Origin of the sequence: Paracholeplasma manati, from assembly GCF_025742995.1 — a bacterium.
GTDB classification, from domain to species: domain Bacteria; phylum Bacillota_I; class Bacilli_A; order Acholeplasmatales; family UBA5453; genus Paracholeplasma; species Paracholeplasma manati.
This window is the reverse complement of record NZ_JAOVQM010000007.1, coordinates 17775-39649: the sequence shown is the minus strand read 5'-3', so window position 1 is coordinate 39649 and position 21875 is coordinate 17775. Positions and strand designations below refer to the sequence as shown.

The window sequence follows — 21875 nt, the reverse complement described above, 5'->3', positions numbered from 1 at the left end:
TTAGTTCCCCCAAATCTCATCAAAACCTAAACTGCCCATGCCTGAATTCGCACTTTCAGCAATTGATTCACTGAGTTCGAACTCAGTTACTTCAATCACTGGGGCTTCGTACACTTCTTTTTCAAACATTAAAATACCTCCCACAGTACTTGCGTTTGGGTTTATTATAGCACTAGTATAAATACTAAGCAATTCAAACTAGACATTTTTAAGTAATTATTATGTAAAAAAGACATCAGTAAATACCGATGTCCTCAAAGAGTTGTTCTATCTCACTTCGTTTCGAGTTGCTTTCATTTAAATTTCTGATTTTCTTCAATGAAGATTGTCGTTTAAAGAAAATAAGTTTGATGATACGATGAAACATCATGAATGGATAAAGATAATGGTGTTTATTGAGTACAGGATACATTCCTCTCGCATCCACCATCTTAGGGAGTGCGATCCTTAACAAGACTTTAAACTTCGATTTACCTTTATTTTCAGAAGCGGCGAGTCTAGGTGCCATGGCGTTGAAATCACTGCCTTTACCATGAATACCAGAGGTTAAGAAATAGGTAGTTACTTGTTCTATCAATGCATCATTCATGGTAAAAGATGAATCCAGTAATGGCACTTCTAACCCAAAATAGACTTTGTTCAAGTATAAAATGGTTTGAAAGAACTTTGTCATTTGTAATGATGTTAATGTATCGTTCAATGCTTTCACATCGATTTGATCATAGTTCTTCTCAATATAAACAGCGATATCCAATAGACTGCGTAAGCCTATGCCAGAGGATTCTACATGCTTGGCCAAATGATACACCAGATAGATGACTTCAAAGGTCGGGGTCAATGTATACTCACACCCTGTGACTAACACTGTGTGTTCCCAAGCAGATTTAAAGTAGGTTTGATACTTAGGGTTAAAGTCTTTATGAATGCTGGGATGGATTTCAATCAATAAATCGTCTTTGGTGATGTATTGATCGTGTTGAAGGGTTCTGGATTCTAAGGTAATACCTAAGGTCTTAAAGTGGTTTTTAATGACATCTAAGTCCGAGCGAACCAATACATCGATATCCCCCATCCCACGCATGTAGGTGTCGGGATAGAGTTGTTTGAGTTTGGTGCCTTTTAAAAAGATATGATCAATATTATGTTGTTGAAAGGTTGTTTTAATCTGGTTGATTAAAACTTTTTGTTTTTGGTCTTGATGGATGAATGCATATAGGGTTGAATTGGTTTTTTGAATGAATGTGTTTGAATACTTGCTGGTGTCTAGATAAGGTATGATGATCCCAGATAAGCCACTATTCAACATCAGTTTGAAAAAACCGGGTTCATCAGCAATGTCAAAATCAATCTTTTGTTGTTTCAATGCGAGCGCTGTCGCTTTGAATAAGGCTTCATTCGTATTCATTTAATTGACCTCAAACGGATGAATGGTTTTCTAAGTGGGTTATGGACCCAAAGCCATACTTTAAATCGATATCTTATTTGATTCGATGGGATGGTTTTTTTGGTTTGATGTTCAACCACTTTCGCAAACACCTCTTTAACAGACACCACTTCTTTTCGAAAGGTGGCGTCTCCACGAAGGGTGATTGAATCACCTTGTATTTGAATGATTCTGTGTAAAATGACTTTCCCTTGATAATTGGCTAAAACAACATCATATTTTTTGAGAGATGTAGCGGATGATACCAAAACCGTGGTTAGTCCGTCATGGTAAAAAGGCCACATCGATTGGCCCTTCACTTTGAAACTCACGGTTTTGTTATGCGCTAGTTCAGTTTTAACCACTTCAAAAAAAGTATCGTTGTCGATGATCGTTTTTAACATAACAGGTCTTTTTCTTTCAAGGTTTCAACAAACTTAATGACGTCTTTTCTCGCATCTTCAAAGGATACTTCATAGTGGTCCATGAGCAGTTGAGTTAAAGATTCTAAAGTTTGTTCTGTTTCAAGCGCTTCAAACAAGCGCTTGCCAGATTTATTCAAAGTCATGATGCCATTGAAATGGAGTGCTTGTGCGTCGATAGGTAACACCATATAACGTAAACCAATGGTTTTGATGATGAAGCCTGGTTTGATTTTCATAGGGTTCTCCTTATTGGGTTCATAGTAGGTCATATAAACACTGTTCGGGTTTAATGTGAGATAAGCCAGATATATCGGTGTTTCATTTAAAAGTTGATTGATATGGGGTAATAATGCTTCCCATGTATCTTTCGTGGTCGGTCTAGCGATATTTTTGAGTAATCGTTTGGAAGCGTCATCGATGGGTAGTTTAGATATTGAATTGATGCTGCCTTGTTCTATAAAATAAATGGCTTTTAATGGGTAAACCTGGTTTTGATTTAAAGCGGTTTTGCCGGAAAATGGGGTACCATAAACGTGTTGATTTTTTATGATGGGTTTATCGTCGTTTAGGATCAAACCATTGAGTTCAGTTTGATAGAATGCGGCGTGGGTACTTTTACCTGTGCCCGATGGGGCACTAAATAGATAGGCTTCATTTTGTTTGATAACACATGATGCGTGTAATGGGACAAATCCTTCTAGGGTTGCGATATCTAGAAACACCATCGATAAAAAGATGTATTCCATTTCAGCTGGTTTTTTAGATAACCTTTCGACCATCGAGATATAGACTTCTTTGTAGTCATGGGTTCGTTTGATCTCATATTTGACTTGGTTATTCACATCCACCACTTGAACGGTATGATGCTTGTCATCTTGATAAAAACGACGATAGGTATCTTGCATAAAAGGGTTGAATAAAGGTGAAATGTGGTCGGTCAAAATGGTTTTAATGACATAACTAGGGTTCACCTTTTTCACATACGCTTCGATGTTGTTTTTCAAATAATCATCGTAATGATATTCAATTGAAATTGGGATGCCTGCGATTTCATACCTCTGCATGGTTTACCTCACACTTATCCTCATTATACCTTGTTTGGTAGATGAAATACAGTGTGATATTGGGTTTTACTGTGATACAATACGGATAGAGGTTCTCTATATGAAATTTAAAATCAACCCTTTACTAAAACCTTATCAATCCAAAATTAGAACACCCTTATCGATTTTATCGGTGTTTTCTTTGGTGTTGTCATTCACGGCGATTTTGTTCGCTTACCTATCCAAATTAGCGATTGATACCTATACGAATCAATCTAAATTATTCTTGTATGGTGGTCTATTGATCTTCATCATGATCATCCAGGTTGGATTAACTGCTTATAACCAATACTACAAAGCGAAAGCATCCTACCAACTTGAAGGTGAATTACGACAACATCTCTTTCAAAAACTCTTAAAAGCGAAGATCCAAGATACCGCTGAGAATCATTCCGCCATCTATATCAACCACTTTAAATCGGATATCACGATGATTTCCGATGGCGTGTATGATTTATTCCCGAAACTGGTATTTTATGTGTTTAGATTCTTAGGTGCCTTTGTTGTTTTATTCATTTTGGACTGGTTATTCGCTGTATTATTCTTAACGTTGGGATTACTGCTATTTGTCTTATCAAGGCTATTATCCAAACAAATCAAGCAGATTCAAAAAGAGGCACTGAACGCTGAAGATCAACTCTATCAGTCGTTGCAGGAAAGTCTAACCCATATTGAAGTCATTAAAGCGTTTGAAGCAGAAAGCATTCAAGTAAAAAACCTTGAAAACGCCTCTTTTCACTTCTATCAAAAACGCATGAAGAAACAATGGGTCTCCGCGTTAACTGGTTTGGGATTACATGGGTTTTTCGCCTTTGGGTATTTATTCGCCATTCTATTTGGTACCTATCGTTTAAGCCAAGGTTCCATCGTATTTGGTAGTTTGGTCGCCATCATACAACTCGTCCAAAATATTCAAAGCCCATTTTCTGGGCTCTCCAATATCGTCATCAAATACCATCAGTGGCAAGCTTCTCTCGATCGTGTACGCATGATGGATGGGTTAGAAAAAGAATCAACCACGAAAATACCCCTTCAACCATTTAAGAAAATTGATTTCAAAAAAGTATCCTTTAAATATGAACAAAAACTGGTTTTAGATAATCTATCCTTCGAACTCAAACCTGGCGAATTGGTTTGGATTAAAGGGGAGTCAGGAAAAGGTAAAACCACGTTAATCAAATTGTTGTTGGGGCTCATGTCACCAACGACAGGTTCGATTGAACTGAAAATCGATGAAGCCTCCTATGCTTTATCGGAAAGCACCAGACAGTTCTTCTCTTATGTACCTCAATCTTATTACTTATTATCGAACTCGATTTTAGATAACCTCACCTTAGGTAAGTCGATACCGATGGAAAAAGTCATTGAAGCGTGTCAAATCGCAGTGATCTATGACGATATTCTCAAAACCCCAGAAGGATTTGATACAAAGCTTAAAGAAATGGGAGCGGGGTTATCGATTGGACAATTGGAAAGACTATCGATTGCGAGAGCCTTGTTAAAAGACGCACCTATTTTATTACTAGATGAAATTACCGCTTCCCTCGATAGCGATACTGAGAAAAAGGTTTTATCCAATCTCAAAGCTTTAAAACAAAAAACCATCGTCATGGTTTCACATCGTGATCTTAAAGACATCAAACCAACCAAAATCATCGACCTTAAATAAAAATGCAGCCCTGATTTAATCAGAACTACATTTTTTTTATTCGTATAGGGATAAGAAGACTTTGACCAAATTTGGATCGAACTGCTTACCCGTATGTTTCTTGATCTCTGCGATTGCTTCTTCATGGCTGAGCGGTTTTCGATAAGGACGTTCAGAAATCATCGCGTCATACGCATCGGCGATGGAAATGATTCTCGCCCGTATTGGGATGTTTTCTCCAGCAATCCCACGAGGGTAACCGGATCCATCCCATTTTTCATGGTGTGATAGAATATCATACGCGATTTCTGCGTATTCAGGTGAGGTCGAAATGATACGATATCCAATTTCAGGGTGACGCTTGATGACTTCCCATTCTGCATCTGTCAGTTTACCCGGTTTATTCAAAATGGCTTCATCAATCGCGATTTTACCGATATCATGTAAATTCGAAATGGCTTTTAAGAGTTGTAAGTCTTCACTCTTCATGTTGAGTTTCTTACCAATTTCGATACAAATTTCCGATACCCGTTTGGAGTGACGTTCTTCTCTTGGGTTTTTCTCATGTAAGGTATTAAGAATCGTTTTAATCGATTCACTGCGATGAGATGTCACTTCAAATAGTTTGTTCTTATACATTTGTTCTTCAACGATTCGAATGACTTCTTCCAAATCTTCATCCTGTTGACGTGCCGATACCCCAAAGGATACCGATACACTCATCCCGTGTAAGTATTTGGTTTCTAACATACGTTTCATTTTTTCAAGATAATATTGGGCTGAGTTGAGCGGTGTATTGGGCATCAATACCATGAACTCATCGCCACCAATTCGACAGACGTAGCCTTTATCAGAGAAGGTTTGTTTCAACATCATCGATACTTCGATGAGCAGCTCATCGCCAGCGTTGTGGCCAAAAGCGTCGTTCATGATTTTTAAGCCATTGATATCACACAAAATGATCGAAACTGGGTTGAATTTAAGGTCTTTCAACTCGTTTAATTTTTCTGAATACATTCTTCTATTGTATAAACCAGTTAGGGCGTCATTATAAGATAAGTATAATATGGAGGCTTCGTATTTTTTACGGTCGGTGATTTCATAGGAGAATATGGTCGCACCGATGACTTCTCCACCTTCAACGATGGGTGCGTAGTGCTCTTCTAAATATTTTTCACTTTCAATTTCTAGTTTAACCACATCGATATGAGAAACCCCATTCAACGCTTTTTGAATGTTTTTCATCAAGCGGTGTTTCATCGCGTCATTTTCGATGAAATCGATAAAGTCATCGCCTTTATGGATGTTAACACCGTAATAATTTTTCATCGCGATGGCGTGAAAACGATTGAACGTTAAATATCCAAAATTTCGATCGAGCGCGTAAATTTCCATATGTCTGGTCGCGTCCATCGAGGCTTGTAAAAGTTTGGTTTGAATTCTAAATTCTTGATTAAAATGCAATCTGCTTTGTTGATTTAGTATGACCACACCAATCAGCATGACCAACACAGGGAACATCCCCAAATAAGGTATCAATAAATCACGGATGATTTCTAGCCCATTGGGTAGCAGTAAGAAACACAATAGAGTCGCGATGTGTAAAATCACACCCAACGTATAAAATTCCATCCATACATTTTTAAACCATTCAGGTCTACGATACTTTTTCCATAAATAACCAATCGATGAAGTCACGATGATGGTCATCACACCAGCATAAATCCCTACACCACCAAGCCATGTACGATAGACGATACCGAATGACATCGCGATCAGGGTTGGAATCCCACCAAAGAAATAACCGGTGATCCCGAACAATACCGAACGGGTATCAAAAATAATGCCGGTCTCTAATAGCCAAGGGTTCGTCATGATAAAGAGAGAGGATATTCCTAAGACTATACCAGCGGTAATCTTTTTCTTCATTGTATTCGTTTGTGGATCAAAATTGGTGGCTGCGTATAAAAATACGAGCCCAAGCAGGATCAGACCGTTGTTTAATAGGTCAATTAAAATGTCAAATACTTCGCGGTAAGCCATACGCTTTCCCCCTAAAATAAAAGAATTATGAAAGATATTCTACTTCTATTATAACGATTTTCCAGAAAAACGCACCCTTTATATATTAAAAACGCCTTAGTCAGGCGTTTTGAATGTGTTTTTCGGTTTTAATCCAAATGAGCAATCGCATAAAATTCTGCTTCATGTTTGAGGAAGGCTTCGACAATCACTGGGTCGAAGTGCTTACCTGAGGATTCTAGGATGATGCGTTTAGATTCTTCAAAACTGTATTTTGGTTTGTAATAACGTTCAGAAATCAACGCATCGAACACGTCAGCAATCGCAACGATTCTAGCGGATAATGGGATATCTTCGCCTTTTAAACCTTCTGGATAACCAGTGCCGTCCCATTTTTCATGGTGATAGCGCGCAATTTCTGAGGCCATTTTAAGGAAGCCCATGAATGGGTATTTATCCGCCACTTTATCGATGGTGCTCGCACCAATGATGGTATGGGCTTGCATGGTTTTACGTTCTTCATCGGTATAAATACCTTTTTTACGTAATACAGCATCTTCAATACCGACTTTACCAATATCATGCAATACCGAGGATAACGTTAAATGGTTGATGAATTGCGAGGTGACATGTTCCTTATAAATCGGATGATTCTTAAGTTCGGTTGCGATAACCTTGGTATACATACCAATGCGTTCGAGGTGTCTACCAGTTTCAATGTCTCTGGTTTCCGTGAGTTGTGCAAGCGCATAAATCACGGTTTGATTTTCTTGATTAGAGATGACTTTTTCACTCGCTTTGATACGATAGATGAGTTCGGTCTTACGAATCGGTACAGAGATGAAATCATCGGCACCGACATCAAAACTTCTACCTAAAATGACTTCTTCATGTTCGGTTGCAACAATGATATAGGTATGGTCTAATTCACGTCTACGAATTTCTTCGATGATAGAGAAACCATCCATATCGGGCATGTTGATGTCCATAATGATGATCTTTGGATCTTCATTGGACCATACTTCGAGGGCTTTTTGGCCATCGGCTGCTGTTAATACTTGGATTTGTTCTTCTTCTAAATACTGAACGAGTAAGTCTCTATGTTTCTGATTACTTTCAGCAACTAATACCTTCATCAAGATGATCCCCCCTTTCGTTTTAGTGAATCAATTATCGAATACTGTATGATAAGGATACCCAATCGGAACCGTTCGCTAGCGCACCGTTTTGGATGATTTGTAATCTGTAATAACCAGGCATATGCGCGGTATATTGTACGACTTCAATGTTGTTATGACTTGAGGTTGCGGATGCAACAGGTCTACCGGTTGGATCAAATAATCTTAGATCATAGTCGGTTAATTTAATGGTTGTAGTATTATTGGAATTAAGTAACCAAGCTACTGATGCTTTTACACTTTGTCCATATTCTACGTATAGGTAAACTTGTTTATAAATGCCAGACACACCTGTAGAATTAATGTAACCAAATGTTGTAGGTATGTTTTCTACAGTTTTCTTATAATCAAATAACCCTGCACCTACTTCTTCGTTGTATCCCTCAATACCAATCGTAGGATGCATTGACATCATTTTCGCCGAAGATGCGACTAATGCCATAACCTTTTCTGGATATACTTTTAATTCAGGATTTGATTCCATTATAAGTGCAATCGATCCTGTTACAATTGGAGCAGCAAAACTGGTTCCAGAAAGAATAGTCGTTATATTGGGTACGGTGAATCCTGATGGTGCAACAATGTTCGGTTTTGAGGGTCCGATTTGTTTTAAATACGATGAGTAATCATCACGGTAATTACCTGTTGAATTACTTGCACCTACAGTTATGACGTTATATCCTAGACCTGGATTTGTAATAAATTTAGATGTAGTGCCATTATTACCTGCAGCTGCAACTATAGTAACAAATGTAGTTCTAACAATATAATCCATGTAGGCTGATTGGCTTGAATATACGCCAGTTGAATCTAAATCTCCCCAGCTTAAGTTTATAATATTTACACCACGATCCAACATCCAATCAATTTCCTCTTTTGGGCTAGAAACTAGTTGAACGCTCAATAATCTTGAATCTCTTGCAATTCCTGTATTGCCACCAATCACTGAAGCAACCATCGTTGCGTGAGATGAAATGGTTTCACTAAACCACCATTCGTCTCTAACGGTTAAATTCGACCCAACAAGATTAGGATGTTTTCTTTCAACGATACCTGAATTTTCGAGTACACCAATAGTAACACCATCACCACTAACTTCATTTGAAACAAGTGCTTCATATGCACCAATAGTGTTAATAGCCGTATAAATATTTGTATCAGTATACTCTTCTGAATTTTGTATATAAGCTAAAGAAACATTTTCATCATCAATAATTTCACCAACAATTTCTTCAGAATTTTGAATAAAGACATCCTTTTCAAAATAGAAATCAACAAAAGGTGCGTATGATGATGGGTATACATTTTCATATCCTTCTAATCCAAGTTCTTGGATTAAATAACTATTCATCTTCAAATGAAAATCTTTCATTTGTTTTCTTTGTTCAGCAATGAATAAGTCGATATTTGTACGTCTGCTGATTCTATTTCTAATATCACTAGCGAATTCATAGTCAAATTGAACTTGAACAGTAACGATGTCGCTACCATTTTCGGATACTTCTTCTTGAATCTCATCGGTTGAAGCAGATTGGTTTAAATTAAAGCCTTCAAACACGATTTTATCTTTTGGTTCTTCTTGGTTGTTAGACCCAAGAACAACCACAGAATTCTTCATATTCACCATTAACGAGAAGGTCATACCTAGCACAATTATGGTTGTTAATAATAATTTTTTCATCAAAATATGTCCCCCTAGTTAAAGCGTTTGACTTCTACAAATAAAACTTCCTCTTGTTTGGATAGTAAGATTAATTTATCTATTTGTTCCAATGTAAGTTCTGTTTTACCTAAATAAATGGTGATATCTGGGCTATATGTCGCAAACTCTACAACACCTAGCTCTTCAAGATTGTATTTTTGAATAAAGGTTTGATTCAATGTTGAGAAATAACTTTTAGAAACTTCTCTCATTTGTTTGATGATTAGATCGATTTCTTCAGCAGACATGCCTGGTTGAATTTTGGTTTTATATTCATCCGTAACATACTCTGATTGAATAACGATACTAATAACCAAACCATCCTTATAGTCATCTAAATGATCTAACATTTCCACATTTGAGAATGAGGTTTGTTTATCAATCTTATAAAGCACCTTTTGTTCTACCTTTTGTGATGTACATCCGGATAGAACCATGAATAATAGTAGAATCGCTGATATGTAGTATTTTTTCATTGGATTAGTCCATTAACCAGTCAAAGTGTGATGAGAAATCCACTGTTTGATTTATGGTAGTCACATAAACACTATTGTCATAAAAGCTTAAGTCAATCTCAACAATTTCATCTTCAATACTTGCGACCACAAAAGAACTATTAGTAGCTTGGTAAAATTCATTATTATTGGCTGTGCCTTGCATTGTAATGTAAAATCCTTTTGCTTCTACTCTAACCATAAGTTTCTTATCAACGCCCTTATATCCAACGTATAAATAAATGATGATATTGGAGTTAATAACAATAGACTTAACGGATTCTCTATTATAAATATCAAATTCCTCCATCAACTGAATATCAACTGGATTTAAACTAGGTTGATTTTCATTTAAATCCCCATTGAGGCCGAATTGTAGCCCAATAATACCGGTAACTAACATAAGTAATACAACCATCATTACATACGCAGGCATTACTTTTCTTTTAATTGTAAATACTTCGCTTTTCACTTCTGCATCAGGAATTAAATCGAGTTTGTGTTTTAGATCATCAAATCGATTTTCAAATTGCATGTCCTTTTCATACTTTTGGACTAAAGCTTTAATTTTCTTACTCATGTAAATCCTCCTCACGAAGTTCTTTCTTTAACTTCTTTATTGCTCTTGAGTACTTGTTTGTTGCCACCGCAGTGGTTATATCCAACATGGACGCGATTTCGTGAAACTTCAATCCATGAAAGATTCTTAAAATGACGATTTCATATTCGTCTTTGGTCACGATGTTCTCTATCTTTTTATAAAGATGTTCGTAGTTATCGGGTTGATGATCGTCGATGTAATCCCCGACAGCTTCTTCATTCACCGTGATGTTGAGTTGTTTTTGTTCTTTTCTGAGGTAATCTAAAGTCGTGTTTCTTGCAATTTGAATTAACCAAAACTTAAAGTTGGTGTCCACTGTGTACGTGTGTATACGCTCGTACATTTTCATGAATGTTTCTTGTACCAGATCATCTGCAATCTCATGGTTTCTAACCATTTTGTAGATGATGTGTTTCAATAACTTAAAGTAATTGTCGTAAACCTCTCTAAATGCAGACTCGCTCCTTCTACGGATTCCCTCAACCAGTCTGATTGTTTCCATTAATCTTCCCCCTATTAATGGACAAATAATTCTCTTCTCACTTAATAAAACGAAAAAAAAGTCATTTTTGTCCACTTTTTTAAAATTTTTTTGAAAAATATTTTTTTATATCTGTTTTTGCTTAAAAAACGGCTTAACAGATACACATCATATGTTGATTATAACACCACATTTTAAGATTTTTTTATGTAGATTCGATTATTTGAAATCTGTATGAAAGAAAAAGCCCTCCATAATGGAGGGTTATTTGAACCAGTTCATTCGTTTGAATAAATAGATCATGCCAGCCGCTAACAAGAAACAAGCCAGGACAAAAATCAGTACTGCATGCTCATAACTAAGGACATCGAAATGGACAAAGTTCATCCCGAAGAATCCTGTTAGAAAGGATAACGGGATAAAGATGGCTGAAAACAAGGTCAGTGTCTTCATGATTTCATTCATCTTGTTTGATTGGTTGTTGATGTGTAAATCCAATAAGTGACGCATGAGTTCTCTGGCTTCATTGAGGCGTTCATCCAAGCGAGATAAGTGGTCTTTCAAGTCATCAAAGTAGGGTAGTTGCTCAGCAGATATATACCCTTTTTGACTAGATAATATCTTATCAATTTGGTTTAGGATTGGGGTGACATTACTCTTGAGTTTAAGTAACGACTTTCGCATCTGATAGAACTCTTCTTGGTCAACTGACTTATATTCAAGGATTTCTTCTTCGATTTGTTCTGTGAGGAGTTGATTGTACTCCATCAAATCGATGTGTCTATCGGTAATGATGTCTAGTATTTGATAAAATAGGAAATCTGTTCCACGTTCTCTGAGTTCAGAATAACTCTCAAATAGTGGATAAAGTGCTTCTAGGCATTCAGGTTCTCTTTCATGGAACGTGATGATGGTATCTTTAAAGAACAATAAGCTCATGTATTCTTCTTTAATCGTTTCTTTATAATAGTTCACATGAAATACAGCGAAGATGTATTCCTTACGATCATCGATTTTAATTCTTTGAGTTACATTGAATACGTCTTCCAAAATGAGCGGTTCAATGGGGAATAACTCTTTTAAAGCCATGATTCGATCCACTTCAGTTAAACCGATGACTTGGATATAATGTTTGAATCCATCTAATTTAGTAAAATCATTGGTAATAATCAGTTCTTTTGAATTGTATTGATAATGTTTGATGGTGGTTTGAATATTGGTATGTTCACCCGTATAAATCATCGACTTTGGGGTGAAATAGTCTTTAAATTTCATAAAAATCACCTGCCTTATTATCAGTATACAGTCTTTATGAAGTGGATTCAAACGCTTTTGAAAAGTTATAAAACTTCATACATAGAAAACGCATTATTAAAGAAAAAAGACCCCTTTTATCGAAAACTCAACAATTTGAATGATTTGTTGTGTTTTCTTAACGGGGACTGGATATTCATTTCTTTATCTCTTTTTACGAAGTTTGATAGATTTATGAGAAAGATCGATTAGGAAAAGTAAGAAGGATGTGCCAGCGATGATTAACAACATCGTGATATTACGTTCTTCGGGTGTTTCACTAAAACTCATGTTATCATTACGATAGTCATTGTAGACTTTATACATCACGTTGAAGCTAATCAACAGTTCTGTGAGTAGACGAAACTTAACAATGCCTTTAAAGATTATAGGGGGGGTAAATGTGAGCTCAGCTTTGATATCATCCAACATCGGGGGTACGTTGAATGCTTCATTGAAGTCTTGTTGATAAGATCGGATTAATTTGTCTTTTTTCATCATATCGACTTATCCTCCATGTCAAGTCTGAGTTTGTTGAGCGCTTCATAATAAATTTTTGTGACTACACTTAAGGATAAACCCATGGTGTCTGCAATCTCTTTAAATGTTTGTTTGAAGATGATTTTGTAATCGATGACCTGTTTCTCTAAGGGTGTTAGAGATTGAAAAGATATGGAGCCGGGGGAGGCTTGATAGCTAGGATCGGGGAATTCTGCTAAAGTTTTCTCACTGTTTTTGTCCACTCGATTTAGTTTGTTTTGACGAAAATAATCAAAAACGATGTTTTTCGTTAAAGCGATAAACCAAGGGTGAAAATGGATAGGTTCGTCGTTTTTTCTCACTTCATTGTACATTTTGATGAATGCATCTTGGGTTAAATCTTTCGCAACCTCAACGTCTTTAACGTATTGGAAAACGATGTAGTAAATCAATTTATGATAGTGTTCATAAATGGTGGTGAAGGCTTTTTCACTACCATGTTTCATATCCCGTATGAGTTTACCGGAAATGTGCACATTTGTTTCCCCCTTTATATAGACGTAAAAAATCGTGAAATTTTGCGAGAAATATTTTTTAAATATAATAATTATGATTAAAAGAGTTGATTTATCTCGATTTCCATACTATTATAACAAAAAATATTTGAATTAAGAAATTATTTAAAAAAAAGAAAAGGCCCATCTGTGATTGACCTTTATCCATGTTTATAACAGTCCTGGAATCGCTGCAGCGAGTACGCTGTAGATCAAAAATCCCAATCCAGCAAAAATGAGAGATACCACCACTTTTAGGATGACACTGTTGGTTTGACGGATCATTAAACCATTGGTAATCCCTACCACAGCACCAAGACCCCCACCAAGTGCACCACCTAGAATACCTATCGCTACTGGGAAGATCACTAAAATCCACTCATACCATAACAATGGGCGTTGCATGACAATCTCTTCACCGTTATCAAACAGCTTAAATCCCGTGAGGATATTACCTCTAACCGTGATGGTTCTTGCTTGTAAATCCTCATCGGTATAATTGAATACCAACCGTTTTACTTTGGTCGATGTTTGATTATTGACTGAAACAGCCGTTTTGCCAAACCAAACATCATAATCGAGTACATAAACTCGATTGGTTTTACGACTTGTCTGTGTTAATTTCATGGTCCATTCTCCTCTTAAAATCATTGTAACATAGCTTGAAATAATTGTATACATTTAATCAAATTTATGTATGTTTTTTTAACCTGAAAATAAGCCTTATTTTTGAGTTTGAAATGCCGATTCATGGCTTTAAACGAAACATTTCTCATTGTATTATTTATACACAAATTTGAATATATAAAAACGGTCATTTTTTAGTCTGAAAATTCATTCAGAGACAGCCGTTGAAAAGACACTCGAAAACCTGGGAAAACAGGGTCTTTTTTATCAAAATTTCAAAAAATGATGAACCCTGAATTGATAGCGTCACGACGCGATTTTAAGCGATGTTTTCATTCTATGAAAGCACTATCAAAAAAAAACTGTTTTTTTTTCATCTAAAACGCTTGAAATCCTAGAAAATAAGTATATAATAACTATCAGTAAAAAAATATTATTATACCTAGGAGCCCGAAGTTGGAAAAGAAACCTTTAATTCAATTAGTTGATCTTGTAAAAACCTATGACAATGAAAACGTCGTGAATGGCATTAATTTGACCATTTATGAAAATGAGTTCGTGACATTGTTAGGTCCATCCGGTTGTGGGAAGACCACAACACTCAGAATGCTCGGTGGGTTCGTTAAACCTGACAGTGGTGTTATCGCAATTGAAGGTAAAGACTTCAGCGAAATCCCTGCGTTTGCGAGACCAATCAACACCGTGTTTCAACGCTATGCGTTATTCCCGCATTTGAACGTTATCAATAACGTCGCATTTGGTCTACACCATAGACCACTATCGTTCTTAACTGAGTTTTACAAACGTCGTATCGAAAAAGTCAGTCCAGATGGGTCTCTATTAAAGAACAAAGGTTTACTCAAAAAGACCATTGATGACTTCATCATGAAAGATGCGAAAGAGATGTTGGCTTTGGTCAAATTGTCTGGGTATGACACCCGCAAGATTGATCAACTCTCTGGTGGTCAACAACAACGTGTCGCTCTTGCACGCGCATTAATCAATCGTCCAAAGATTCTACTGCTTGACGAACCGCTAGCCGCTTTAGACTTGAAGTTACGTCAAAACATGCAATATGAATTGAAGGAAATGCAACGAAACCTTGGAATCACCTTCATCTTCGTCACCCATGACCAGGAAGAGGCGATGACGATGTCAGACCGTATCGTGGTCATGCGCAATGGTAATATTGAACAACTCGGTACACCAAAATCCATTTATAATGAACCAATCAACCAATACGTCGCACACTTCATCGGTGAAACCAACATCTTTGATGGTGAAATCACTGGCAAACAAGAAGTCACTTTCTTAAATACGAAGTTCAAATACATCGGTTATGAAAACTTTAAGGTGGGTTCTAAAGTCGATGTTGTCATTCGTCCTGAAGACTGGGATGTTGTCCCTGCTGAAAAAGCATCGATTGAAGGCCAAGTGACCTTTAGTTTATTCAAAGGTGTCCACAACGAACTGGTGGTACGTGCTGAAGACCATGATATTTTGGTCAACGACTATGAATTCTTTGAAGTGGGTTCTAAGATTGGACTTAAGGTAGACCCATACGAAATCCATTTAATGGGTAAGGAAAATGAATAGTACGTACGCAAAGTTAGCCAAACCATATCGCATATGGTTGTACGTCCTCGTATTCATACCCATGTTGGGGTTGGTTGCTTTAGGATTTACAAATCTAACCTCGAGTATCAGTTTTAATAGTTTGAGTTTCACCTTAGAAAACTTCGATTTATTTGGTGAAAAGTCGGTATTGGTTGGTTTTAGAAACAGTTTCAGTTTCGCAGCCACCACCACCATCATTTCTGTCATCATTGGGTACTTAACCGCGTATTTGGTCTATCGTTCCAATTTCGCCAACAAGTTCGCCATCATGACCCTCGTCATTTTACCGATGTGGAGTAACCTCATCTTAAGAATTGACGCTTTAGCAAACATCATGTCAAAAAACAACATTTTGACTTCCTTGATTGGATTTAGCCCATTCTCAAACATCAATGGTACGCCACTCGCGGTCATCATTGGGATGGTCTTCACCTATGTACCATTCATGATTTTACCGATTTATACGGCGTTAGAAAAAATCGACAACTCTTTAATTGAAGCGTCTGCCGATTTGGGTAAAACCCCATTCCAAACCTTCTTACATGTGGTATTACCACTGTCAATTAAAGGCGTGGTTACGGGTTCAATCATGGTGTTCTTACCGACCTTCTCTGGGTTCGCTATTCCAAAAATCTTATCCAAAGGACAAATCGTCTTTATTGGTAACATCATTGAAACCAAATTTAACTACACCATCTTCAACGATGGTGCCCTATTAGCCTCAACCATCTTATTGCTCATCTTCGGTGCGATTCTGCTTCTAAGAAGATTTGACAAGGAAGGAGAAACCTTACTATGACAAACTTCCCGAAAGCCCGTATTGAAGACTACGGCTTTAAAAACAGAGAATGGTTGGCCCCATTATTAAAGTGGGTCGGTATCCTCTTCTTCGTCTTGATGATGTTCATGTTATATTTACCCATCATCATCATCGCTATCCAATCGGTCAACAGCTCGGTTGTTACCACACGCTTTTCTACCTTCACCCTCGAATGGTATACCAATATCTTCAATGAGGATGAGTTATTGAATGCGATCAAGAATACCTTAATGGTTTCTGCCATCGCCACCACTTTGGCAACTGTACTCGGTACATTCTTCGCCATTGGGATTTTCCACTTGCCGAAAAACAAACGCAGTGGTTTGATGTTCTTGAACAATGTGCCGATTTTAAATGCCGATATCGTCACAGGGTTCTCGTTGATGATCATGTTCAGATTCGTCATGGTTCTGATCAATATGGTTGTTCAACTCTTTAATCCGAGTGCTTCAATCAGCATCTTCGGTTTACCAACCTTGGTCTTAGCTCACCTCTTCTTCACCTTCCCATATGTGGTACTCAGTGTCGTGCCTAAATTAAAGGAACTCGATGCGAACTTGGTGGACGCGGCTGCTGACTTAGGGTTAAAACCGATGAAAGCACTCATCTATGTTGTGGTCCCAGCCATTAAGGCGGGCATTTTCAGTGGGATGTTGCTAGCCCTTACCATGAGCGTTGACGACTTCGTCATCAGCTTCTTCAATACCGGTGCTGGTTATGACAATCTGTCCATTTGGATTTATGGGGTTTTAGGTAGACGTAATTTGACCCCATCCGTATACGCGTTTTCTACCTTATTGACCATCTTAACCATGGTCGGACTCATTGGTTCTCAATTTATGAACAAGAAAGGAAAAACAAACAAATGAAAAAAATCTTAGCATTTGCTTTAATGCTTACTGCAGCCGTTGTACTCGCAGCTTGCGATTCCCGTCCTGTGCTTCGCATCCTGAACTGGGGCGAATACATCAACGACGCCGTCGTCGATCGTTTTGAGGAAGAATTTGGTTACCGTGTCATCGTTGACGTGGCTGACTCCAATGAAGCCTTCTATAGTAAAATCAAGAGTGGAACAACCGCTTACGATATTGTCATCCCATCCGATTATATGATCGAGAAGATGCAAGAAGAAAACATGCTCATTGAATTAGACTATTCTTTATTACCAAACCGTGACAACGTCACTTATATGTCAGGTGTCGATCAAATCTTTGATTCGATGACTGCAACCACTTTAACTAGAACATCTGAAACCGTTGATTTCACAAAATACGCGGTGCCTTATTTCTGGGGTACCTTTGGTATCATCTATAACAACCGTATTGCAGGCTTAGAAACTGCATTAGAAACCCATGGATGGGGCGCATATTTCGACCCATCAAAAGCACCTGCAGGGGTTAGACGTGGTATGTATGATGTCCCACAATTCGCTTATGCAGCAGCTATGTTGTACTTAGATCAAAACGTCAATGCGTTCTCACAATCATTATTAGACCAAGCTGAAGACGCCATCGACCAAGCAAACTTCGTCGAATGGGGCGATGACTCCTTGAAACGTAATGTTGAAGCAGGTAACCTCGATATGGCTTTAGTCTATACTGGTGACTATCTAGACCGTTTATACATCCAATTGGATGAAGGTAAGACCTTATCTGAAGTTCAAGCTGAATTCAACATTTATGTCCCTGAAGATACATTCGTATTCGCAGACATGATGGTTATCCCTAACACATCTAAAAATGTCGATAGAGCTCATGAATTCATCAATTTCATGTTGGACCCAGAAAATGTCGCACTGAATGCGGAAGTGGTTGGTTACGCAGCTGCCTTGGTTGAAGCGTATGACCTCATCATGGAAAACTTAACTTCTGATGATGAATGGTACAAAAACTGGGCTTTAGCAAACCAAACTTATTACAATAAGAATGCTGTATTGAGTGTTGCACCTCTCACAGCGTTAAACCCATCTGACATCGATAAGATCAATACCATGATCGACAACGTTAGAAGCTAACTTAATAACGACAAAAAAATGCTTAGGCCAGTGGCTTAAGCATTTTTGTTTTATTAGTAGTAACGGACCACATTTTCATTAGGAACGTATATATTTTTATTAAAGAGTCGACTGTTAAACTCTAAATACTTGATGGTGGATTGCATCCCATTGATGGACAAATTAACCATGGCTGTGGCGGTAAATTGGCTATCTGTGATGTTTAAAACCCATTCATCTGGATTTAAAATGACTTCATCATAACAAAATTGAACGGTACACCAATCATCAAATACAATGCCATAGAACTCAAAGTTTGAGCCTGTAAAATTAATATCATCTATGCGAACTTCAACGCTGGTCGTGGTTGCATTGACTCTTCTCAACGTCACAAAGGCTTCATACGTATTGCGAGTTTCAAATGCAAGTTTACCGAAAATAGCGTAATAAGCACCAAATCCAATCAACGCTAAACCGAGCAGTGTAGCGAGTGTAATCGATAAAATTTTCACTCGTTGTTTTTTGGTTTTGGCTTTTTGTTCAGCCAATGCTTTTTGCTTTTTATCATTTTCTTCCTTAAGCAGTTTGTTTTTTAAGGTTTCAATGAAGGTAACGAATTCTGTGGTCTTCTTAATCTCTTCTTTAACAATCGGATTGACGCCTTTCCACTGTGTCGCGAATTCTCTTAATTTCTTGAGCGGAGTTGAGTCGAATAGAATGGCATTTTCATTAAAACGATACCGATTGAATGAATCTTTAACCGCACCGTCTGGGAATAATTGATTGAAGTCGTCCATGATTTTATTCACGGATTGCTCGATGGCTACCGAAGCGATACTCATATCAGCGAAAGGTTTAGCGATTGTTTTTGGGGTATGGCATAAACTGCAGACTTCTTTTTCGATGCCATTGATGTTTCCACACGGGCATTGATAGAAGTGATTGTTTTCAACATAATGATTTTTTATTGGGAAACCTTTGGATTCTAAGAACCAAGCGTATTTCATGGCATTAAAATGGGCTTCCTCAATCGGTTTGGTTTGGATGTCGAAACGGATAAATTCTACGGTTTCAGCCATCCATTTAGAACCATCAGCGAAAACCACTTGTTCGATTGAAAACTCGATGTCGATCGTACCGAGGTTGATGTCCATAAATAGGTGTTCACCTTGAATCGCCCCTGGTTGATAATTATCCATTTCAACCAAGCTGTATTTAAGTTCACCTAAATCATCACCAAAAGCATCTTTTTGAGTAAATGACCCACGAATCGCGATGATGTTTTTCTCAGATTCGTTTTTAAAGCCAAAACTCATACGCTTCACGGTGATGACATTATTTGTATCGGTTTCTTTATATACGAAATACCCTACCAATTGTACGGGTGAACCCACTTGATAGCGATCTAACTTGGTATATTTCGCTTTAGATAACGGAATTGTTTTGGTGGGAATTTGATTTAATATAGCCATGATAAAACCTCCTGTAACGTGTAGTCTATAGGTATTATAACACCAAAGACCGATAAATACCACGTTATTTTTGCAAGATTATAAAAGAAAAAAAGTCAGTTTTTTTTACTGACTTTTAGACGTTACTGGCACATCCACAAGGGATGCAAATACGGCGTAAATGAGCATAACGCCACCAAAGAACACCAAGATTGGATAATAACTATAATCATCCCTTAACGTGCCAATCGCAATGGCGATGGTGCCTCCAGCGACTAAAATGGAACCCACAATCCCAAAAAATAAAATGCGTAATTCTTTTCTCATATGATTATGCTCCTATCCAAGGTTTGATGGTATCTAAGATGGCATCTTTGATGATTTCGTGACCCAAATCGGTTGGGTGGACACCATCATCGGCGATGTCAGCCATGGTATGTTCGTTGAGTTTTTGATTTAGTATTTCTTGTAAAGGTAAAAATGCAGTGTCATATAATTGAGCCAATTTACGTACGATGGCTTGTTCTTCGATGAGTTCCACGTCCCAACTCTTTTGATATACCCCGATTGGAAAAACGAAAGGTTCAATTAATAGGATTTTGGTATTTGGCAATAAGTATTTCACTTGTTTGATGAGGTTCTTATAATAATCTTCATACATCATCGGTGTCAATACTTTTTGATCATAATGGTAATGCCAGACTTCATTGATACCGACAAAAATAGACAATACATCGGGTTTTAAATCCAACGTATCTTTTTGCCAACGCATCAATAAATCGATGGTTCTATTGCCAGAAATCCCACGATTCAAAACCTCGTGATTGGGTAAAGCTGCTTGTATTTTTTTGACATAACCATGTCCTAAATCGAATGGGTTTTCTCGATTACGGTTACAATCCGTAATGGAATCGCCTTGAAATAATAGTCTCATAAATTAGTTACCTCTTCTTTTAGTTTAACACGTTTTTTCACAAAATAAAAGGCTAAAGGGAGGGAGGCCTTTAGCCTATCACATAGGTATGTGTTAGGTAATTACTTTTGGCTTGTTTGAAAATAATTTTTTCTAAAAGGTGAGTCCGGTTGTGCGTCTTTTTCAACAATTCTCAAGAAGGTTGCTAGCGGGTGACGATTGTTTGGATGGATATCAAACACCAACTTATCGTGCATGGCGTGATCCACAATCTCTTCTAATAATTCCGCAGTTACATCCTCAATTTCGATGAAGTCACCATCAATAAAAATATTTTCTTGGTCTACTTTAATCAATCTCATGTGTCATACCCCCATATGCTTTTCTACCTAATAAAACGAAAAAAAAACGGATTTTGTCCGCTTTTTTGAAAAATTATTTTTTAATATTTTTAAAACGAGCACTGTAAAAAGGGATATAAGGTAAAAATAACAGTAAGGATAAAGGAAATAAGACCATGGTAGATAGCGGTATTAAGACTTCATTTAGGATATTCGAACCTTTGACGTGTTTAAACGAAAGTGTACGTTTCAAATAGCCTAAACCTAGGCCCATCGCATTGGTCATGGTAATCATTTCAACCACCCCTAAAATCGCTCTGGCTTTACGTACATCATAAGTATCCACTAACTTTTGGTAGAAATCCGCATCGATCTTCTCTTTATTAAACGCGTAGTCTTTCGCAAACAATACGCCTAAAGATTCGTCTTTTGGAACCCCAACCAATTCACCTGACAATAACTCTTGGATATCGTCCATCGATAAACCTGCACTCAATGCGAGTTTGGTATGTACGTATGAACACATTTGGCACCCATTGACTTCTGTAACGGCGAGCATGATGCGTTCTTTAAATTTAAAGTTCATTCCATTCTTCTTTTTAAATAATCTTAAATATAGGAATGAACGGGCTGCCCTCACAATGATGGGCAAATGTTCAAACAATCTGAACTTGCGTTTTTCTTTAAAACTCATGAATATAATCCTCCT

The 21875-nt window shown here is 37.4% G+C and carries 24 protein-coding genes; 5 read left to right on the top strand and 19 right to left on the bottom strand.

Annotation, left to right across the window (positions count from 1 at the left end):
- The 4 genes from N7548_RS07330 to N7548_RS07315 all read right to left on the bottom strand — a co-directional run bounded on the left by N7548_RS07330 (position 1) and on the right by N7548_RS07315 (position 2912).
- Positions 1 to 129 carry a hypothetical protein gene (locus tag N7548_RS07330; protein WP_263608817.1) on the bottom strand — a complete coding sequence of 43 codons (129 nt, stop codon included), beginning with the start codon at positions 127 to 129 and terminating at the stop codon, positions 1 to 3.
- Positions 130 to 235: 106 nt separating this feature from the next.
- Entirely contained in the window at positions 236 to 1405 is a 1170-nt protein-coding gene (locus N7548_RS07325) for a nucleotidyltransferase domain-containing protein (RefSeq protein ID WP_263608816.1), read from the bottom strand.
- The gene (locus N7548_RS07320) at positions 1402 to 1827 is read right to left on the bottom strand and encodes a S24/S26 family peptidase (RefSeq protein WP_263608815.1); all 426 of its coding nucleotides are present in this window, start codon (positions 1825 to 1827) and stop codon (positions 1402 to 1404) included. The genes N7548_RS07325 and N7548_RS07320 overlap by 4 nt, the downstream gene beginning before the upstream one ends.
- Positions 1821 to 2912: a PqqD family peptide modification chaperone gene (locus N7548_RS07315; RefSeq protein WP_263608814.1), complete on the bottom strand. Its 1092-nt coding sequence runs from the start codon at positions 2910 to 2912 to the stop codon at positions 1821 to 1823. The genes N7548_RS07320 and N7548_RS07315 overlap by 7 nt, the downstream gene beginning before the upstream one ends.
- 100 nt (positions 2913 to 3012) lie before the next feature.
- Between N7548_RS07315 and N7548_RS07310 the strand changes: the two genes are divergently transcribed.
- Entirely contained in the window at positions 3013 to 4620 is a 1608-nt protein-coding gene (locus tag N7548_RS07310) for an ABC transporter ATP-binding protein (RefSeq protein WP_263608813.1), read from the top strand.
- Positions 4621 to 4656: 36 nt separating this feature from the next.
- Here the strand turns inward: N7548_RS07310 and N7548_RS07305 are convergent, their stop codons facing one another.
- The 10 genes from N7548_RS07305 to N7548_RS07260 form a co-directional block, all read right to left on the bottom strand.
- The gene (locus N7548_RS07305; RefSeq protein WP_263608812.1) at positions 4657 to 6642 is read right to left on the bottom strand and encodes an HD domain-containing phosphohydrolase; all 1986 of its coding nucleotides are present in this window, start codon (positions 6640 to 6642) and stop codon (positions 4657 to 4659) included.
- Positions 6643 to 6770: 128 nt separating this feature from the next.
- Positions 6771 to 7757, bottom strand: a complete 987-nt coding sequence (locus tag N7548_RS07300; RefSeq protein ID WP_263608856.1) for an HD domain-containing phosphohydrolase — start codon at positions 7755 to 7757, stop codon at positions 6771 to 6773.
- 34 nt (positions 7758 to 7791) lie between these two features.
- Entirely contained in the window at positions 7792 to 9480 is a 1689-nt protein-coding gene (locus N7548_RS07295) for a S8 family peptidase (protein WP_263608811.1), read from the bottom strand.
- A 14-nt stretch (positions 9481 to 9494) separates the two neighbouring features.
- Complete coding sequence (locus N7548_RS07290) at positions 9495 to 9977, bottom strand: hypothetical protein (protein ID WP_263608810.1); 483 nt, start codon at positions 9975 to 9977, stop codon at positions 9495 to 9497.
- Positions 9978 to 9981: 4 nt separating this feature from the next.
- Positions 9982 to 10575: a hypothetical protein gene (locus tag N7548_RS07285; protein WP_263608809.1), complete on the bottom strand. Its 594-nt coding sequence runs from the start codon at positions 10573 to 10575 to the stop codon at positions 9982 to 9984.
- Positions 10568 to 11098 carry an RNA polymerase sigma factor gene (locus N7548_RS07280; RefSeq protein WP_263608808.1) on the bottom strand — a complete coding sequence of 177 codons (531 nt, stop codon included), beginning with the start codon at positions 11096 to 11098 and terminating at the stop codon, positions 10568 to 10570. Before N7548_RS07280 ends, N7548_RS07285 begins: the two co-directional genes overlap by 8 nt.
- Positions 11099 to 11341: 243 nt before the next feature.
- Positions 11342 to 12352 carry a CorA family divalent cation transporter gene (locus N7548_RS07275; protein WP_263608807.1) on the bottom strand — a complete coding sequence of 337 codons (1011 nt, stop codon included), beginning with the start codon at positions 12350 to 12352 and terminating at the stop codon, positions 11342 to 11344.
- A gap of 183 nt (positions 12353 to 12535) precedes the next feature.
- Positions 12536 to 12871: a hypothetical protein gene (locus N7548_RS07270; RefSeq protein ID WP_263608806.1), complete on the bottom strand. Its 336-nt coding sequence runs from the start codon at positions 12869 to 12871 to the stop codon at positions 12536 to 12538.
- The gene (locus N7548_RS07265) at positions 12868 to 13386 is read right to left on the bottom strand and encodes an RNA polymerase sigma factor (protein ID WP_263608805.1); all 519 of its coding nucleotides are present in this window, start codon (positions 13384 to 13386) and stop codon (positions 12868 to 12870) included. Before N7548_RS07265 ends, N7548_RS07270 begins: the two co-directional genes overlap by 4 nt.
- A 189-nt stretch (positions 13387 to 13575) precedes the next feature.
- Positions 13576 to 14031 (bottom strand): hypothetical protein, encoded by a 456-nt coding sequence (locus N7548_RS07260; protein ID WP_263608804.1) that lies wholly within the window; start codon positions 14029 to 14031, stop codon positions 13576 to 13578.
- A gap of 456 nt (positions 14032 to 14487) precedes the next feature.
- On the opposite strand from N7548_RS07260, the gene N7548_RS07255 reads away from it, so the two are divergent.
- The 4 genes from N7548_RS07255 to N7548_RS07240 are packed head-to-tail and all read left to right on the top strand — an operon-like array spanning position 14488 to position 18482.
- Positions 14488 to 15627 (top strand): ABC transporter ATP-binding protein, encoded by a 1140-nt coding sequence (locus N7548_RS07255; protein WP_263608803.1) that lies wholly within the window; start codon positions 14488 to 14490, stop codon positions 15625 to 15627.
- Positions 15620 to 16447, top strand: coding sequence for an ABC transporter permease (locus N7548_RS07250; RefSeq protein ID WP_263608802.1), 828 nt, complete (start codon positions 15620 to 15622; stop codon positions 16445 to 16447). Before N7548_RS07255 ends, N7548_RS07250 begins: the two co-directional genes overlap by 8 nt.
- Positions 16444 to 17337, top strand: a complete 894-nt coding sequence (locus tag N7548_RS07245) for an ABC transporter permease (RefSeq protein WP_263608801.1) — start codon at positions 16444 to 16446, stop codon at positions 17335 to 17337. The genes N7548_RS07250 and N7548_RS07245 overlap by 4 nt, the downstream gene beginning before the upstream one ends.
- Positions 17334 to 18482 (top strand): extracellular solute-binding protein, encoded by a 1149-nt coding sequence (locus N7548_RS07240; protein WP_263608800.1) that lies wholly within the window; start codon positions 17334 to 17336, stop codon positions 18480 to 18482. The genes N7548_RS07245 and N7548_RS07240 overlap by 4 nt, the downstream gene beginning before the upstream one ends.
- A gap of 53 nt (positions 18483 to 18535) precedes the next feature.
- Here the strand turns inward: N7548_RS07240 and N7548_RS08990 are convergent, their stop codons facing one another.
- From N7548_RS08990 to N7548_RS07215, 5 genes are all read right to left on the bottom strand, one after another.
- Entirely contained in the window at positions 18536 to 19933 is a 1398-nt protein-coding gene (locus N7548_RS08990; protein ID WP_263608799.1) for a hypothetical protein, read from the bottom strand.
- 105 nt (positions 19934 to 20038) lie between these two features.
- Positions 20039 to 20239: a hypothetical protein gene (locus tag N7548_RS07230; protein ID WP_263608798.1), complete on the bottom strand. Its 201-nt coding sequence runs from the start codon at positions 20237 to 20239 to the stop codon at positions 20039 to 20041.
- Between the two features lie 4 nt (positions 20240 to 20243).
- On the bottom strand, positions 20244 to 20846 hold the full coding sequence (locus N7548_RS07225) for an SGNH/GDSL hydrolase family protein (RefSeq protein ID WP_263608797.1): 603 nt from the start codon (positions 20844 to 20846) through the stop codon (positions 20244 to 20246).
- 101 nt (positions 20847 to 20947) lie between these two features.
- Positions 20948 to 21187, bottom strand: a complete 240-nt coding sequence (locus N7548_RS07220) for a hypothetical protein (protein ID WP_263608796.1) — start codon at positions 21185 to 21187, stop codon at positions 20948 to 20950.
- A 73-nt stretch (positions 21188 to 21260) separates the two neighbouring features.
- Positions 21261 to 21860, bottom strand: a complete 600-nt coding sequence (locus N7548_RS07215) for a carboxymuconolactone decarboxylase family protein (protein ID WP_263608795.1) — start codon at positions 21858 to 21860, stop codon at positions 21261 to 21263.
- Positions 21861 to 21875 lie beyond the last annotated feature (15 nt).

Coding starts and splice junctions, on each gene's coding strand:
- N7548_RS07330 (WP_263608817.1), bottom strand. CDS start 129: ATGTTTGAAAAAGAAGTGTACGAAGCCCCAGTGATTGAAGTAACTGAG.
- N7548_RS07325 (WP_263608816.1), bottom strand. CDS start 1,405: ATGAATACGAATGAAGCCTTATTCAAAGCGACAGCGCTCGCATTGAAA.
- N7548_RS07320 (WP_263608815.1), bottom strand. CDS start 1,827: ATGTTAAAAACGATCATCGACAACGATACTTTTTTTGAAGTGGTTAAA.
- N7548_RS07315 (WP_263608814.1), bottom strand. CDS start 2,912: ATGCAGAGGTATGAAATCGCAGGCATCCCAATTTCAATTGAATATCAT.
- N7548_RS07310 (WP_263608813.1), top strand. CDS start 3,013: ATGAAATTTAAAATCAACCCTTTACTAAAACCTTATCAATCCAAAATT.
- N7548_RS07305 (WP_263608812.1), bottom strand. CDS start 6,642: ATGGCTTACCGCGAAGTATTTGACATTTTAATTGACCTATTAAACAAC.
- N7548_RS07300 (WP_263608856.1), bottom strand. CDS start 7,757: ATGAAGGTATTAGTTGCTGAAAGTAATCAGAAACATAGAGACTTACTC.
- N7548_RS07295 (WP_263608811.1), bottom strand. CDS start 9,480: ATGAAAAAATTATTATTAACAACCATAATTGTGCTAGGTATGACCTTC.
- N7548_RS07290 (WP_263608810.1), bottom strand. CDS start 9,977: ATGAAAAAATACTACATATCAGCGATTCTACTATTATTCATGGTTCTA.
- N7548_RS07285 (WP_263608809.1), bottom strand. CDS start 10,575: ATGAGTAAGAAAATTAAAGCTTTAGTCCAAAAGTATGAAAAGGACATG.
- N7548_RS07280 (WP_263608808.1), bottom strand. CDS start 11,098: ATGGAAACAATCAGACTGGTTGAGGGAATCCGTAGAAGGAGCGAGTCT.
- N7548_RS07275 (WP_263608807.1), bottom strand. CDS start 12,352: ATGAAATTTAAAGACTATTTCACCCCAAAGTCGATGATTTATACGGGT.
- N7548_RS07270 (WP_263608806.1), bottom strand. CDS start 12,871: ATGATGAAAAAAGACAAATTAATCCGATCTTATCAACAAGACTTCAAT.
- N7548_RS07260 (WP_263608804.1), bottom strand. CDS start 14,031: ATGAAATTAACACAGACAAGTCGTAAAACCAATCGAGTTTATGTACTC.
- N7548_RS07250 (WP_263608802.1), top strand. CDS start 15,620: ATGAATAGTACGTACGCAAAGTTAGCCAAACCATATCGCATATGGTTG.
- N7548_RS07245 (WP_263608801.1), top strand. CDS start 16,444: ATGACAAACTTCCCGAAAGCCCGTATTGAAGACTACGGCTTTAAAAAC.
- N7548_RS07240 (WP_263608800.1), top strand. CDS start 17,334: ATGAAAAAAATCTTAGCATTTGCTTTAATGCTTACTGCAGCCGTTGTA.
- N7548_RS08990 (WP_263608799.1), bottom strand. CDS start 19,933: ATGGCTATATTAAATCAAATTCCCACCAAAACAATTCCGTTATCTAAA.
- N7548_RS07230 (WP_263608798.1), bottom strand. CDS start 20,239: ATGAGAAAAGAATTACGCATTTTATTTTTTGGGATTGTGGGTTCCATT.
- N7548_RS07225 (WP_263608797.1), bottom strand. CDS start 20,846: ATGAGACTATTATTTCAAGGCGATTCCATTACGGATTGTAACCGTAAT.
- N7548_RS07220 (WP_263608796.1), bottom strand. CDS start 21,187: ATGAGATTGATTAAAGTAGACCAAGAAAATATTTTTATTGATGGTGAC.
- N7548_RS07215 (WP_263608795.1), bottom strand. CDS start 21,860: ATGAGTTTTAAAGAAAAACGCAAGTTCAGATTGTTTGAACATTTGCCC.